Annotated in this window: 11 protein-coding genes and 1 pseudogene; 7 read left to right on the forward strand and 5 right to left on the reverse strand. The window is 59.2% G+C overall.

The genetic code is table 11. The features are described 5' to 3' along the window. Positions 1–2: 2 nt before the first annotated feature. From nuoJ to LOY43_RS17545, 7 genes and pseudogenes are all read left to right on the forward strand, one after another. Positions 3–503: an NADH-quinone oxidoreductase subunit J gene (gene nuoJ, locus LOY43_RS17515; protein WP_007920176.1), complete on the forward strand. Its 501-nt coding sequence runs from the start codon at positions 3–5 to the stop codon at positions 501–503. 3 nt (positions 504–506) lie between these two features. Further along, entirely contained in the window at positions 507–815 is a 309-nt protein-coding gene (nuoK, locus tag LOY43_RS17520; protein ID WP_003223790.1) for an NADH-quinone oxidoreductase subunit NuoK, read from the forward strand. After that, the gene (nuoL, locus tag LOY43_RS17525) at positions 812–2,665 is read left to right on the forward strand and encodes an NADH-quinone oxidoreductase subunit L (protein ID WP_258708470.1); all 1,854 of its coding nucleotides are present in this window, start codon (positions 812–814) and stop codon (positions 2,663–2,665) included. The genes nuoK and nuoL overlap by 4 nt, the downstream gene beginning before the upstream one ends. A gap of 39 nt (positions 2,666–2,704) precedes the next feature. Next, positions 2,705–4,237 (forward strand): NADH-quinone oxidoreductase subunit M, encoded by a 1,533-nt coding sequence (gene nuoM / locus LOY43_RS17530; RefSeq protein WP_016986254.1) that lies wholly within the window; start codon positions 2,705–2,707, stop codon positions 4,235–4,237. 7 nt (positions 4,238–4,244) lie between these two features. Beyond that, positions 4,245–5,708: an NADH-quinone oxidoreductase subunit NuoN gene (gene nuoN, locus LOY43_RS17535; RefSeq protein ID WP_007920173.1), complete on the forward strand. Its 1,464-nt coding sequence runs from the start codon at positions 4,245–4,247 to the stop codon at positions 5,706–5,708. A gap of 620 nt (positions 5,709–6,328) precedes the next feature. Beyond that, positions 6,329–6,421: pseudogene (locus LOY43_RS17540) on the forward strand (transcriptional regulator); the annotation flags it as partial. A gap of 575 nt (positions 6,422–6,996) precedes the next feature. Beyond that, a complete protein-coding gene (locus LOY43_RS17545; protein WP_220556482.1) occupies positions 6,997–8,322 on the forward strand; it encodes an OprD family porin in 1,326 nt (441 codons plus the stop codon). A 562-nt stretch (positions 8,323–8,884) separates the two neighbouring features. On the opposite strand, the gene LOY43_RS17550 is transcribed toward LOY43_RS17545, so the two are convergent. From LOY43_RS17550 to LOY43_RS17570, 5 genes are all read right to left on the reverse strand, one after another. Further along, the gene (locus tag LOY43_RS17550) at positions 8,885–9,265 is read right to left on the reverse strand and encodes a DUF6124 family protein (RefSeq protein WP_258708471.1); all 381 of its coding nucleotides are present in this window, start codon (positions 9,263–9,265) and stop codon (positions 8,885–8,887) included. A gap of 475 nt (positions 9,266–9,740) precedes the next feature. After that, entirely contained in the window at positions 9,741–10,073 is a 333-nt protein-coding gene (locus tag LOY43_RS17555; RefSeq protein WP_095124491.1) for a DUF2790 domain-containing protein, read from the reverse strand. A gap of 80 nt (positions 10,074–10,153) precedes the next feature. After that, positions 10,154–10,357, reverse strand: coding sequence for a co-regulatory protein PtrA N-terminal domain-containing protein (locus LOY43_RS17560; protein WP_258708472.1), 204 nt, complete (start codon positions 10,355–10,357; stop codon positions 10,154–10,156). Positions 10,358–10,580: 223 nt separating this feature from the next. Further along, on the reverse strand, positions 10,581–13,730 hold the full coding sequence (locus tag LOY43_RS17565) for a CusA/CzcA family heavy metal efflux RND transporter (protein WP_258708473.1): 3,150 nt from the start codon (positions 13,728–13,730) through the stop codon (positions 10,581–10,583). A 14-nt stretch (positions 13,731–13,744) separates the two neighbouring features. Next, positions 13,745–14,938: an efflux RND transporter periplasmic adaptor subunit gene (locus tag LOY43_RS17570; RefSeq protein ID WP_258708474.1), complete on the reverse strand. Its 1,194-nt coding sequence runs from the start codon at positions 14,936–14,938 to the stop codon at positions 13,745–13,747. Between the last annotated feature and the right edge of the window lie 37 nt (positions 14,939–14,975).

Consider the following 14,975-nt stretch of genomic DNA (forward strand, 5'->3'; position numbering starts at 1 on the left):
CGATGGAATTCGCTTTCTATTTCGCATCGGGTATCGCTGTTGTGTCCACGCTTCGCGTAGTCACCAACACCAACCCTGTGCACGCCCTGCTCTACCTGATCATCTCGTTGATCGCCGTGGCCATGACCTTCTTCGCACTCGGCGCGCCGTTCGCCGGCGTGCTGGAAGTGATCGCCTACGCCGGCGCCATCATGGTGCTGTTCGTGTTCGTGGTGATGATGCTGAACCTCGGCCCGGCCTCGGTTCAGCAAGAACGCGTCTGGCTCAAGCCCGGCATCTGGGCCGGTCCGGTGATTCTCGCCGCCTTGCTGCTGGCCGAACTGCTGTATGTGCTGTTCGCTCACCAGAGCGGCCAGGCCATCGGCCACACCACCGTAGACGCGAAAGCCGTGGGCATCAGCCTGTTCGGTCCGTACCTGCTGGTGGTCGAACTCGCCTCGATGCTGCTGCTTGCCGCAGCCGTCACGGCGTTCCATTTGGGCCGTAACGAGGCGAAGGAGTAAGACATGCCTGCTATCCCTCTCGAACATGGTTTAGCCGTCGCCGGCATCCTGTTCTGCCTTGGTCTGGTCGGCCTGATGGTCCGCCGCAACATTTTGTTCGTGTTGATGAGTCTGGAAGTGATGATGAACGCCTCTGCACTAGCGTTCATTGTTGCTGGCGCCCGTTGGGGCCAGCCGGATGGACAGATCATGTTCATCCTGGTGATCAGCCTTGCAGCCGCCGAGGCCAGTATTGGTCTGGCGATCCTGCTGCAACTGTATCGCCGCTTCCACACGCTCGATATCGACGCTGCCAGTGAGATGCGCGGATGAATCTTATCTTTCTGACTTTCGTATTCCCTCTGATCGGTTTCCTGCTGCTGTCGTTCTCCCGTGGACGCTGGTCGGAAAACCTCTCGGCACTGATCGGCGTGGGTTCCATTGGCTTGTCGGCGATCGTCGCCGCCTACGTCATCTGGCAATTCAACGTCGCACCTCCCGAAGGCGGTCACTACACCCTGGTGCTGTGGAAGTGGATGGCGGTCGAAGGCTTCAAGCCTGACTTCGCCCTCTACGTCGACGGCCTGTCGATCACCATGCTCGGCGTGGTCGTTGGCGTCGGTTTCCTGATCCACCTGTTCGCATCCTGGTACATGCGCGGCGAAGCGGGCTACTCGCGCTTCTTCTCGTACACCAACCTGTTTATCGCCAGCATGCTGTTCCTGGTACTCGGCGATAACCTGTTGTTCCTGTACTTCGGCTGGGAAGGCGTGGGCCTGTGCTCGTACCTGTTGATCGGTTTCTACTACAGCAACCGCAACAACGGTAACGCCGCACTCAAGGCCTTCATCGTGACCCGGATCGGCGACGTGTTCATGGCCATCGGCCTGTTCATCCTGTTCCAGCAAGTGGGCACGCTGAACATCCAGGAACTGCTGGTGCTGGCACCGCAGAAATTCCAGGTCGGTGACTTCTGGATCACCCTGGCGACCCTGATGCTGCTGGGTGGCGCTGTAGGTAAATCGGCACAACTGCCGCTGCAAACCTGGCTCGCGGACGCAATGGCCGGTCCTACTCCGGTTTCGGCACTGATCCACGCCGCGACCATGGTGACCGCCGGTGTCTACCTGATCGCCCGTACCCACGGTCTGTTCACCCTGGCGCCGGAAATCCTCCACCTGGTCGGCATCGTTGGTGGCGTGACCCTGGTTCTGGCCGGTTTCGCCGCACTGGTACAGACCGACATCAAACGTATCCTCGCCTACTCGACCATGAGCCAGATCGGCTACATGTTCCTGGCGCTGGGCGTTGGTGCATGGGATGGCGCGATTTTCCACCTGATGACCCACGCCTTCTTCAAGGCCCTGCTGTTCCTTGCTTCCGGTGCGGTGATCGTTGCCTGCCACCACGAGCAGAACATCTTCAAAATGGGCGGTCTGTGGAAGAAACTGCCACTGGCCTATGCCAGTTTCATCGTTGGTGGTGCCGCCCTGGCCGCTCTGCCACTGGTTACCGCAGGCTTCTACTCCAAGGACGAAATCCTTTGGGAAGCGTTCGCCAGCGGCAACCACGGTCTGCTTTACGCAGGTCTGGTCGGCGCGTTCATGACTTCGCTGTACACCTTTCGCCTGATCTTCATCACGTTCCACGGTGAAGCCAAGACTGAAGCCCACGCCGGTCACGGCATCTCGCACTGGCTGCCACTGTCGGTGCTGATCGTGCTGTCGACTTTCGTCGGCGCCATGATCGTGCCACCGCTGCACGGCGTGCTGCCAGAAAGCGTTGGTCATGCCGGTGGCGAAGCCAAGCACAGTCTGGAAATCGCTTCGGGCGCCATCGCCCTGGCCGGTATCCTGCTGGCAGCGCTGCTGTTCCTCGGCAAGCGTCGCTTCGTAACGGCAATCGCCAATAGCGGCATCGGCCGCTTCCTTTCGGCCTGGTGGTTCGCTGCCTGGGGCTTCGACTGGATCTACGACAAACTGTTCGTCAAGCCTTACCTGGCGATCAGCCACATCCTGCGCAAAGACCCGCTCGACCAGACCATCGGTCTGATCCCGCGTATGGCCAAGGGTGGTCACACTGCCCTGAGCCGCACCGAGACCGGTCAACTGCGTTGGTACGCTGCTTCGATGGCTGCTGGTGCCGTGCTGGTGATTGGCGCCATCGTGCTGGTAGCGGTCTGATATGAACCTTGCGAATTTGCGAAAGGAAACGAGCCCGTCATGATTCTGCCTTGGCTAATCCTGATCCCCTTCATCGGCGGCCTGCTGTGCTGGATGGGTGAGCGCTTCGGCGCTACCCTCCCGCGCTGGATTGCGCTGTTGACCATGACCCTGGAACTCGCCCTCGGCCTCTGGCTGTGGGCCCACGGTGACTATTCATTTGCACCGGCGCCTGGCGCCGATCCGACCTGGGCGCTTGAGTTCAAGCATGTCTGGATCCAGCGCTTCGGCATCAACGTGCACCTGGCCCTCGACGGCCTGTCGCTGTTGATGATCCTGCTGACCGGTCTGCTGGGTATCCTCTCGGTACTGTGCTCGTGGAAAGAGATTCAACGTCACGTTGGCTTCTTCCACCTGAACCTGATGTGGATCCTGGGCGGCGTTGTCGGCGTGTTCCTCGCCCTCGACCTGTTCATGTTCTTCTTCTTCTGGGAAATGATGCTGGTGCCGATGTACTTCCTCATCGCGCTCTGGGGTCACAGTTCTTCGGACGGCAAGAAAACCCGGATCTACGCAGCGACCAAGTTCTTCATCTTCACTCAGGCTTCCGGCCTGATCATGTTGGTGGCGATCCTCGGTCTGGTGCTGGTCAACTTCAACAACACCGGCGTGATTACTTTCAACTACGCCGACCTGTTGAAAACCAAGATGTCGATGACCACCGAGTACATCCTGATGCTCGGCTTCTTCATCGCCTTCGCGGTCAAGCTGCCCGTCGTACCGTTCCACTCGTGGTTGCCTGATGCCCACGCCCAGGCGCCGACTGCCGGTTCCGTCGACCTCGCCGGTATCTTGCTGAAAACCGCTGCTTACGGTCTGCTGCGTTTCGCCCTGCCGCTGTTCCCGAATGCTTCGGCCGAGTTTGCGCCGATTGCCATGACCCTCGGTCTGATCGGGATCTTCTACGGTGCGTTCCTCGCTTTCGCACAAACCGACATCAAGCGTCTGATCGCCTTCTCTTCCGTTTCCCACATGGGCTTCGTGTTGATCGGCATCTACTCCGGCAGCCAACTGGCCCTGCAAGGTGCAGTGATCCAGATGCTCGCGCACGGTGTGTCGGCGGCGGCACTGTTTATCCTCAGCGGTCAGTTGTACGAGCGTCTGCACACTCGTGACATGCGTGAGATGGGCGGTCTGTGGTCGCGTATCGCTTACCTGCCGGCGATCAGCCTGTTCTTCGCAGCAGCATCCCTGGGCTTGCCGGGTACCGGTAACTTTGTCGGTGAGTTCCTGATCCTGATCGGCTCCTTCGCAAGCTGGCCGTGGATCACTGCAATTGCCACCTCCGGTCTGGTGTTCGGTTCGGTCTACTCGCTGATCATGATCCACCGTGCCTACTTCGGTCCGTCGAAATCGGATTCGATCCTGCACGGTATGGACGCTCGCGAACTGATCATGGTGCTGGGCCTTGCGGTGCTGCTGGTTTACCTCGGCGTCTACCCGCAACCGTTCCTCGACACCTCTGCCGCCACGATGCATGGCGTGCAGCAGTGGCTCGGCACCGCCTTCACTCAACTCGCTTCGGCCCGGTAAGAGCGCTATGGAATTCACGATTCAACACTTTATTGCGCTTGCGCCACTGTTGATCACCAGCCTCACCATTATCGTGGTGATGCTGGCAATCGCTTGGCGCCGCAACCACTCGCAGACCTTCCTGATCTCGGTCGCCGGTCTGAACCTGGCCTTGCTGTCGATCCTGCCAGCCCTGAAAGTCGCGCCTCTGGCCGTGACTCCACTGCTGCAAATCGACACCTTCGCTTGCCTGTACATGGCGCTGATCCTGGTCGCCACCCTCGCCTGTGTGACCCTCGCACACGCCTACTTGGGTGATGGCGGTTCGGGTTACCCGGGCAACCGTGAAGAACTGTACCTGCTGATCCTGATGGCCGCCGCCGGTGGTCTGGTTCTGGTCAGCGCGCAGCACCTGGCCGGTTTGTTCATCGGTCTGGAACTGCTCTCGGTGCCGGTTTACGGTCTGGTGGCTTATGCCTTCTTCAACAAGCGTTCGCTGGAAGCCGGCATCAAATACATGGTGCTGTCGGCCGCCGGTTCTGCATTCCTGTTGTTCGGTATGGCGCTGCTGTACGCAGACTCGGGTTCGCTGAGCTTCGTTGGCATCGGTCAGGCTCTGGCTGCGACTGGCCTGCCTAGCTCGCTGGCACAACTGGGCCTGGGCATGATGCTGATCGGTCTGGCGTTCAAGCTGTCGCTGGTACCGTTCCACCTGTGGACGCCGGACGTTTACGAAGGTGCTCCGGCACCGGTGGCTGCGTTCCTCGCGACTGCGTCGAAGGTTGCGGTGTTTGCGGTGATGGTGCGTCTGTTCCAGATCTCCCCTGCTGCCAGCAGCGGCGTCCTGAGCGACGTGCTGACCGTTATCGCCATCGCCTCGATCCTGTTCGGTAACCTGCTGGCCCTGACCCAGAGCAACCTCAAGCGTCTGCTCGGTTACTCGTCCATCGCGCACTTCGGCTACCTGCTGATCGCGCTGGTGGCAAGCAAGGGTCTGGCGGTGGAAGCCATCGGCGTGTACCTGGTCACCTACGTGATCACCAGCCTCGGCGCGTTCGGCGTGATCACCCTGATGTCCTCGCCGTACAACGGCCGTGACGCCGACGCGCTGTACGAGTACCGCGGCCTGTTCTGGCGCCGTCCGTACCTGACCGCCGTACTGACCGTGATGATGCTGTCCCTGGCCGGTATCCCGCTAACCGCAGGCTTCATCGGCAAGTTCTACATCATCGCTACCGGTGTCGAGTCGCACCAATGGTGGCTGGTCGGTTCGCTGGTACTGGGCAGCGCCATCGGCGTCTTCTACTACCTGCGCGTGATGGTCACCCTGTACCTGATCGAACCAAACCTGCGCCGCCACGATGCGCAACTGCACTGGGAACAGAAGGCAGGCGGCGTGATGCTGCTGGCCATCGCCCTGGTCGCGTTCTTCCTCGGCGTTTACCCGCAGCCATTGCTGACTCTGGTTCAGCAGGCGGGTCTGGCGGGCTGATTGCCTGGCTGGCTAGAAATGAAAACGGCACCTTCGGGTGCCGTTTTTGTTTTTGTGGGATCTTTTACCAATGCTATGCCCTTCCTACTGAAATCCCCGAAATCTCGCGCCCTACTGTTGGGTTCCTCCTACAGCCAGAATTTGGCTTTTTGCTTATCTTGTTCGACGTAAAAGACATCGATCCAAATCGAGTCCGTCTTCAGGAACGAGAAAATAAAACTCCAGCGGAAATCAGAAATGAACAACACAAATGGCCAATCAAAACCTGAGGACGCGACCAGACCGACACCTCCCCATAAACCTTCTGTTCCGGTTGTACGTCGCGTCGTGAACGAGAAAGTCATTAACCGTAAAGAAATAGCGCTGGATCGCAAGTAACGTAGAAGCACAAAAGTCTACTAGCTACGCAAAACGGCACCTTCGAGTGCCAGTTTCGTTTTGTAGAGTTACCGTCAAAAGATCACAGCCTTTATGAGATGCCGAAGACTGAGGTCTTTTGATCTCAACGCCCTCCCCTTTTTAGGAATTTGCCTGCAAACCCCTGAGCAATGGCTGACATTCCGTAGAAGACATTTTTCGTTAAATTCGGGGATCACATATCAAGTGGAGATCCACGAACCATGAAGCGGGATATTTATTCAGAATTGATGAATGGCCTTGATGCGTTAGCCGAAGAACGCCAAGGCAAAATCACCTTGAAGAAGACCCGGGTAACACGGATCGGCGCCATGAAAGGCAAACTCATACTTCCCGCCGAAATTGATGCATCTGTATCACATGGCTTGCTGGATACCTTCGAAAGATAAAAGCCACATCCGCTCACATGTGATCTATCAGAATCATCCGGATTACTGTGGGAGCGAGCCTGCTCCGGGCGGCGTTCCGACGAAGGCGTCGGCACATCAACCCTCTTCAGAGCCTGGCACTCCGCTTTCGCGAGCAGGCTCACTCCTACAGATTGTGTGTCGTTCCCAACACTCAGGTACACCTCAGACCACTTGTGGGAGCGAGCCTGCTCGCGAAGGCGTAGACACTTTCAACATCTTGATTGGCTGACACTCCGCTTTCGTCGGAACGCCGCCCAGAGCAAGCTCGCTCCCACAGGTTTGTGTGGCGTTCACTCAATCCATATAACCACATGACGAAATTGTAATTCCCCCATCACCTCGACGTTATCCGCAGTTTGCAACGATGTCACCCGGCGACCATGCCGGCGGGCCCTGCCCCGCCGAACAATAAAACCCACGCCGAAGCACGTTCCCGTTCTGCCGAACCCAAGGAGTGTTTGATGGTTAACCCTACAAAAATATCGATGGCCGCTTTAGCGGTGGTGGTCGGCGCCGGGCCGTCCATGGTGTTTGCAGAAGACAAACCCGAAGGCTTTGTCGAAGGCAGCAGCCTTACGCTGCTCAACCGCAATTTCTACTTCAATCGTGATCATCGCAATGGTCAGTCCAGCCCCACCGGCAACGGTTATTCCGAGGCTTGGGCGCATGCCGTGATCAGCAAGTTCGAATCCGGTTTCACCCAAGGCACCGTCGGAGTTGGGGTCGATGCGTTTGCGATGATTGGGCTGAAACTCGACACCGGTGACGGCCGTAATGGCGGGCGCAGTTCGTTTGATGTGTTGCCGGTCAACAGCGACGGCGAAGCGCGGGACGAATACACCAAGGTCGGCGGCGCCGCGAAAGTGCGGGCGTTCGATACGGTGATCAAGGTCGGTGATGTGTTCCCGGCTAACCCGGTGGTTGCGGCGGGTGACTCGCGCTTGTTGCCGGAAAGTTTTCGCGGGGTGACAGCGAGCAACACCAGCATTGAAGGTCTGTCGGTGCAGGGCGGTCGGTTGCACGCGATGAGCCAACCGGTGTCCAGCGACATGCGCGAGAACTTCGCGACCTTCTACGCAGGCCCAGTCAACTCGCCGTGGATCGCGTATGGCGGCGGCGATTATGCGCTGAACAAGAATCTCAGTTTCAGCCTGTACTCCAGTCGCCTGAAGGATGCGTGGAACCAGTATTACGCCGGCACCGCCTGGACCTATCCGCTCTCGGATGACCTATCGCTGTTCGGTGGCCTGAACTATTACAAGGCCATCGACGAGGGCAAACAACTGCTCGGCGAGTTCGACAACAACATCTGGAGCGGCCGCGTTGGCGTCAAGCTTGGTGCCCACTCCGTCGCCCTCTCCCACCAGCGCAACAACGGCAATGACGACTTCGATTACCTGCGCCAGTCCGATTCGATCTTCCTCGACAACTCGATCCAGTACAGCGACTTCAACTCGCCGAAAGAGCGTTCGTGGATGGTGCGCTATGACCTCGACATGAGCACTTATGGCGTACCCGGTCTGTCGTTCATGACCCGTTACGCACGCGGCACCGACGCTGATTATTCCAACGCTAACGCCGTGTATATGCGCCGCGATGCCGAGGGCAATCCGCTGACCGATCAGAAACGTTGGGAGCGCGATATCGAAGTCAAATACGTGGTGCAAAGCGGTTCGATGAAAGACTTGTCGCTACGTTTGCGCCAGGCCACCACCCGCGCCACGGCGTTCGAGTCGGATCTGGATGAAGTGCGGGTGATTGTCGAGTATCCGCTGGCGATTCTTTGATTGCACGGCTGATGCAAATTCACCTTTAGAAGCTCCTTGCTCCTTTGGTAAGAGGTGAATCTTTTGGCGTCCTTCGGGGCGCTTTTTTTTTTCTGCGTTTTGCCGTGGTTATGTATTCCAGGTTCAGGCCCGGCCCTCACCCTAGCCCTCTCCCAGAGGTAGAGGGGACTGACCGAGTTGGCTGTTGAAGATACATCGACCTGAAAAACCGAGGCGTACTCTGGTTTTGAATGGCTTGAAAGCCTGCTCCCTTTCACCCTGGAGGAGAGGGGACAGACCTAGTTGGTTGTCGAAGATACATCGACCTGAAAAACCGAGGCGTACTCTGATTTTGAATGGCTTGAAAGCCTGCGCCCTTCCCCCTCGCCCCATGGGTGAGAGGGGACTGACCGAGCTGGTTGTTGAAGATACATCGACCTGAAAAACCGAGGCGTACTCTGGTTTTGAATGGCTTGAAGATCCGCTCCCTTCCCCCTCGCCCCCTCGGGGGAGAGGGCTGGGGTGAGGGGGCAGGATTTTGAGTTCAACACACAAACAACGGATAAAACCCGGCCATTGATAGCTACGCCGCAGGATCTACGTTATCCAGCGCTCTGTTCACCGCCAGTTCGCCAAGCATGACGACCTGCGCGATACCGAGCAGGGTCTTGCGATGGGTGCCGCCTAATAGCGCAGCGAAGTCACCGAGCATCACCGTGGCCGAGGCCAGAGATTCGCTGGCGTTGGCCAGTAATGATTCGGTGTCGGCTTTGGGATTGACGAGGAACATCTGGCTGGGGATGTATGGCGCGGACATGATGGCGGCTGAGGGTTTGAGGTAGAAATCGAGGGCGCGGTCGGCGGCTTCGTGGAGTTTTCGGGTGTCGACGGAGGCGTAAGGCGATGTTGAGTTGGCGTCGGGGATGGCGTCTGTTTCGGGGGGATTTGGGGTTGGCTTTTTCATAATGTTTTACTCAGCTTGAAGGTGGAGCTGGCCCTTTCGGTTCCACGCGAAAGGGTGGCAGCTGTACGCAGGTTGGAACCCGGGCAACTGAGCAAACCCGACAGACTCGAAGTCTCCCGCGCACAGCCGCCATAACGGAGTGCACACATGAAAGTGCGCAAGCATACGTCATGAACAGTGCGTTTTGCTTCAGTTGAGCCGCGGGGTTCCAATCCCGATCGCTGAATTGGCAGCGACCCACACAGGCTAGAGAGCGGACGTCCGACGGACAACCTGAAAACATTGTGGGAAGGTTCCTGACTTCTAACACAACCTTTAAACATCACGAATTGAAATACGCAGCGTGATATTGCAATTCGGCCCCTGTAGGAGCTGCCGAAGGCTGCGATCTTTTGATCTTGATCTTGAAAATCAAAGTCAAAAGATCGCAGCCTTCGGCAGCTCCTACACGGGACCGCGTTTCGCCGTGAAGGATTCAGCTCCCGCCGTTTCGACACACGCCCATCACGTTGTACTTGATGGTATTGAGCAGACCTTTGGAGTCCTCGTAGGTCATCGCGGTGGGCACCACTTTGCACGCCGCCTGCGGCTTCACCACGCTCACCACTTTGACCACGTCCAGCTTCATTCCGTATTCGTAATCCTTCACCACCGGCGGCGCTTTGCCCTGGTTGGCGGCGTACTGTTCCATGGCTTTGCTGTTGGCGCTGAGCGCGCGTTCAAAGGTGCGGTCACCACCGCCTTCGGCCAGCACATTCGCAGACATCGCCATTACGCCGACGAACGCGATCCACTTGAGCATGTTCATATCCATTTCCTTCCCGTCCGGGCTTGAAAAAAAAGCCCGGCATCGATGCGCGATGAAGGGCTTGTTCAGGTGCGGCAGGCTTACAGATCGCGGGGCTTGTCGTCCTTCTTGTCGGTGACGACCACCGGGTTGCCGGCGGCTTTTTCCTTGGCGACGAACCGTTCCATGGAGCGGTCGTTGCTGGTCATCATCCGCTCGAATGTGCGGTCGCCGCCGCCTTCTGCCAACGCTACGGAAGAGATCGCCAGAGCGGCTGCGAAGGCAGTGAGTTGGGTAAGTTTCATCGTTGATTCCTCGTTTAAGTAACTGACGGGATCAAGGTAACAATCCGAACCTATCGTGACGGTGGCGGGGAAATTACATATCCGTTATGTGCCCGGCACTCTCCTGAAGTCGAACACAAAACCTGTAGGAGTGAGCCTGCTCGCGATAGCGGTGGGTCAGTCAATGTAGATCTGACTGATAGACCGCTATCGCGAGCAGGCTCACTCCTACAGAGGGGATTACCTATTTAGTTGGAACGGCGTCCTCATCCCGGCGATGGGCGAGTTGGTAGAGCGCCGGCAAGATCAGCAGCGTGAGGATCGTGGAAGACAGAATCCCGCCGATCACCACGGTCGCCAGCGGACGCTGCACCTCCGCGCCGGTGCCGGTCGCAAGCGCCATCGGGATGAAGCCCAGCGACGCCACCAGTGCTGTCATTAACACTGGCCGCAAACGAGTGAGAGCACCTTCGTGAATGGCGTCCGAAAGCGACCGCCCCTCCTCACGCAAATTACGAATAAACGCAATCATCACCAAGCCGTTCAACACCGCCACCCCGGACAACGCGATAAACCCGACACCCGCCGAAATCGACAGCGGAATATCCCGCAACCACAGCGCCATCACCCCGCCGGTCAAGGCAAACGGAATCCCGGTAAACACCAGCAAGCCATCCTTCAGGTTGTTGAACATCATGAACAACAACCCGAACACCAACAGCAACGCCACCGGCACCACAATCTGCAAGCGCTTGGCCGCCGATTGCAGTTGCTCGAACTGCCCGCCCCAACTGGTCCAGTAACCGGCAGGGACCTGCACGTCACGTTCGATCACTTCGCCGGCCTCGCTGACAAATGAGCCGATATCACGCCCGCGCACGTTGGCACTGACGATCACCAGTCGCTTGCCGTTCTCGCGGCTGACCTGATTCGGCCCGAGCACCAGGTCGAGGCTGGCGACGTCTTGCAGCGCGATGAAGCCGATCTGATTCGCAGCGCCACTCAGTGCCGGCACTGGGATCAGCAGTGCCGACAAGCCGTCGATGTCCTTGCGCATGGCATCGGACAGGCGCACGACCATATCGAAACGCCGATCACCCTCATACAACGTCCCGGCCTGACGCCCGCCGACCGCAACGGCAATGGTGTCCTGCACATCACCGACGTTGAGTCCGTAACGCGCGGCTTTATCGCGATCGATGTTGATGGTCAGCACCGGCAACCCGGTAGTCTGCTCGACCTTCACTTCGGATGCGCCGTTGACCTTCTGCATGGCAGCAGCGATTTTCGCAGCGGTGGCGTTGAGCACGTCCATGTCATCACCAAACACCTTGACCGCGACGTCGCTGCGCACGCCGGAGATCAGCTCGTTGAAACGCAACTGGATCGGCTGCGACAGTTCATAGTTGCTGCCCGGCAGCGTCGCGGCGGCGGCTTGCAGTTCGGCCATCAGGGTTTCGCGGGACTTGCCTGGGTCCGGCCACTGGTCCTTGGGTTTGAGCATCACGTAGCTGTCAGAGATGTTCGGCGGCATCGGATCCGAGGCGATTTCGGCCGTGCCTGTGCGGGCAAACACGCGCTCGACTTCCGGCACTTTCGCCAGAATCAACGTCTCCAGGCGCTGCTGCATATCCACCGATTGCGTCAGGCTAGTGCCCGGCACGCGCAGCGCTTGCAGGGCAAAATCCCCTTCGCTGAGGCTCGGCACAAACTCGCTGCCCATGCGACTGGTGAGCATACCGCTGAGCACAATCACACCCAACGCCGCGCCCACTGCGATTGCGCGATGGGACATGACCCAGGCCAGCGCCGGCGCATAAACGCGACGTGCGCCACGCATCACCGCGCCCTCTTCTTCCTTGACCTTGCCCGTGACGAACAGCGCAATCGCCGCCGGCACAAAGGTCACCGACAACAGCATCGCGCCAAGCAAAGCGATGACCACGGTAAACGCCATCGGGTGAAACATTTTCCCTTCGACACCACTCAACGCGAAGATCGGCAGGTACACCACCATGATGATCAACTGGCCGAAAATCAGCGGTCGCCGCGCCTCTTTCGCTGCGGCAAAGACTTCCTTGAAACGCTCGGCACGGGTCAGCAAACGTCCGTGATGCTGCTGCGCATGGGCCAGTCGACGCAGGGTGTTTTCAACGATCACCACCGCGCCGTCGACGATGATGCCGAAGTCCAGCGCGCCGAGGCTCATCAAGTTGGCACTGACCTTGTTGCTGAACATGCCAGTAAAGGTGAACAGCATCGACAGCGGAATCACCATCGCCGTAATCAGCGCCGCGCGGATGTTGCCGAGGAACAGAAACAGAATCGCGATCACCAGAATCGCGCCTTCGATGAGGTTCTTTTTCACCGTGGCGATGGCTTTATCGACCAGGTGCGTGCGGTCGTACACCGGCACGGCGATCACGCCTTGCGGCAAGGATTTGTTGATTTGTTCGAGTTTGCTGGCGACCGCTTGCGAGACTGTGCGGCTGTTCTCGCCGATCAACATGAACACCGTGCCGAGCACCACTTCAGCCCCGTTTTCCGTGGCCGCGCCGCTGCGCAGTTCGCGGCCGATTTCCACGCTGGCGACGTTCTTCACCCGGATCGGCGTGCCGTCAACGTTGGCCATGACAATATTGGCGATGTCCTCGGTGCTCGCCACTTGCCCAGGCGCGCGAATCAGCAATTGCTCGCCGCTGCGCTCGATGTAACCGGCGCCGACGTTGGCGTTGTTGCGCTCCAGCGCGGTGACCAGATCGGTGAGGGTCAGCTTGTACGCGGCCAGGCGTTTCGGGTCCGGAGCGATCTGATATTCCTTGGCGAAACCGCCGATGGTGTTGATCTCGGCCACGCCCGGCACGTTGCGCAATTGCGGCTTGATGATCCAGTCCTGAATCACCCGCAGGTCGGTCGGCGTGTAGGCTGTGCCGTCGTCCTTGAGTGCGCCCTCCTTGGCTTCCACTGTCCATAAAAAGATCTCGCCGAGGCCGGTGGAAATCGGCCCCATCACCGCTTCGGCGCCTTCGGGCAATTGCTCCTTGGCGATCTGCAGACGCTCGTTGACCAATTGCCGGGCGAAGAACAGGTCGGTGCCGTCCTTGAAGATCACCGTGACTTGCGACAGGCCCGAGCGCGACAGCGAACGGGTCTGTTCAAGTGCCGGCAAACCGGCCATCGCGGTTTCAATCGGAAAGGTGATGCGCTGCTCGGTTTCCAGCGGCGAGAACCCGGCGGCGCCGGTGTTGATTTGCACCTGGACGTTGGTGATGTCGGGCACGGCGTCGATCGGCAGTTTTTGATAACTGGCGATGCCGAGGCCGGCCATGAGCAGAACGGCGAGCAGCACGATGATGCGCTGCTCGATGGCAAACTGGATCAGGCGTTCGAACATGGGATTCTTCCGGATCAGTGGCTGTGCTCGGCTGAGGCTTTGCCCAGTTCCGACTTGAGAACGAAGCTGCCGGCGCTGGCGACTTGCGCGCCCGCCTCCAGGCCCTGGGTGATTTCCACCTGCCCGGCGGCGCGACTGCCCAGCTCCACCGCGTGCGCTTTGAAGCCGTCGTCAGTGCGCACGAACACCGTGGGTTTGTCCTCGACGGTCTGGATCGCGCTTTCCGGCACCGCGACTTTCGCCTGACGGCTGTCGGTGGCCACCAGCGCCGTGACGAACAACCCCGGACGCCACGAGCCCTGCGGGTTCTCCAGGGTGACGCGCACGGTCGCGGTGCGGGTTTGTTCGCCAAGCAGACTGCCGACGTAAGCCACGCTACCGGTGACTTGCGCGTTCAACTCCGGCGCGCTGACGGTGACGGCTTTACCCACCTGCACCTTGGTCAAATCCTTGGGCGAAACGCCGAACGTCACCCACACCCGCGACAAATCCGAGAGCGTGAAAGCCGCCGTGGTTTCATCGACCACCTCCCCCGGCGTCAGGTGTTTTTCCACCACCACACCATCGAACGGCGCACGCAGCTCGTAGCGATTGCCGCCGGTGGCAACCACGCTGCCGCTGAGCACGCTGATTTTTTGCCGGGCATTGCTCACGGCAATCTCAGCCTCCTCCAATGCCTGACGAGCCTGGAGAAAATCCTGCTCGGCAGAAATCTTGTCCTGCCAGAGTTTCTTTTCGCGCTCATAGGTCGTGCGCGCCAAGGCCAAACGCCGTTGCGCTGCTGCCTGCTCGCTGCGCTGTTCGGAGATCTGCTGACTGGCGATGACAGCCAGCAACTGGCCCTTCTTCACCGATTGGCCGAGGTTGACTGCCACCGACTCGACCACGCCGGGCACACGCGGCACGACGTGGGCGGTGCGGTCTTCGTCGAAGCGCACTTCGCCGGGGAACGGCAGGCCGAGGTTGATGTTCTGCGCCTGTGCCCGGGCCAGTTGAATGCCCGCAGCAGCGATCTGCTCGGCGCTCAACTCGATATGCCCTTCTTCGGCGTGGTCGCCGTCGGCGGCTGCGCCTTCTTCGGCGTGATCCGCATGTTCGGCCGCTTCATCAGCGTGGGCGTCGATGGACGCGTTGCCCGGCCACATCGAGCCGATGCCGATGCCCAGCGCCAATGTCGCCGCAGCGACCACAATCAGTTTTTTATCCATAGAAACTCCTCTGCGCCAAACCACCGCGCAGTGATCA

This window comes from Pseudomonas sp. B21-041 (genome assembly GCF_024748675.1).
GTDB lineage: Bacteria > Pseudomonadota > Gammaproteobacteria > Pseudomonadales > Pseudomonadaceae > Aquipseudomonas > Aquipseudomonas neuropathica.

Coding starts and splice junctions, on each gene's coding strand:
- LOY43_RS17545 (WP_220556482.1), top strand. CDS start 6,997: ATGGTTAACCCTACAAAAATATCGATGGCCGCTTTAGCGGTGGTGGTC.
- LOY43_RS17560 (WP_258708472.1), bottom strand. CDS start 10,357: ATGAAACTTACCCAACTCACTGCCTTCGCAGCCGCTCTGGCGATCTCT.
- LOY43_RS17570 (WP_258708474.1), bottom strand. CDS start 14,938: ATGGATAAAAAACTGATTGTGGTCGCTGCGGCGACATTGGCGCTGGGC.
- nuoK (WP_003223790.1), top strand. CDS start 507: ATGCCTGCTATCCCTCTCGAACATGGTTTAGCCGTCGCCGGCATCCTG.
- LOY43_RS17550 (WP_258708471.1), bottom strand. CDS start 9,265: ATGAAAAAGCCAACCCCAAATCCCCCCGAAACAGACGCCATCCCCGAC.
- LOY43_RS17555 (WP_095124491.1), bottom strand. CDS start 10,073: ATGAACATGCTCAAGTGGATCGCGTTCGTCGGCGTAATGGCGATGTCT.
- nuoL (WP_258708470.1), top strand. CDS start 812: ATGAATCTTATCTTTCTGACTTTCGTATTCCCTCTGATCGGTTTCCTG.
- nuoJ (WP_007920176.1), top strand. CDS start 3: ATGGAATTCGCTTTCTATTTCGCATCGGGTATCGCTGTTGTGTCCACG.
- LOY43_RS17565 (WP_258708473.1), bottom strand. CDS start 13,730: ATGTTCGAACGCCTGATCCAGTTTGCCATCGAGCAGCGCATCATCGTG.
- nuoM (WP_016986254.1), top strand. CDS start 2,705: ATGATTCTGCCTTGGCTAATCCTGATCCCCTTCATCGGCGGCCTGCTG.
- nuoN (WP_007920173.1), top strand. CDS start 4,245: ATGGAATTCACGATTCAACACTTTATTGCGCTTGCGCCACTGTTGATC.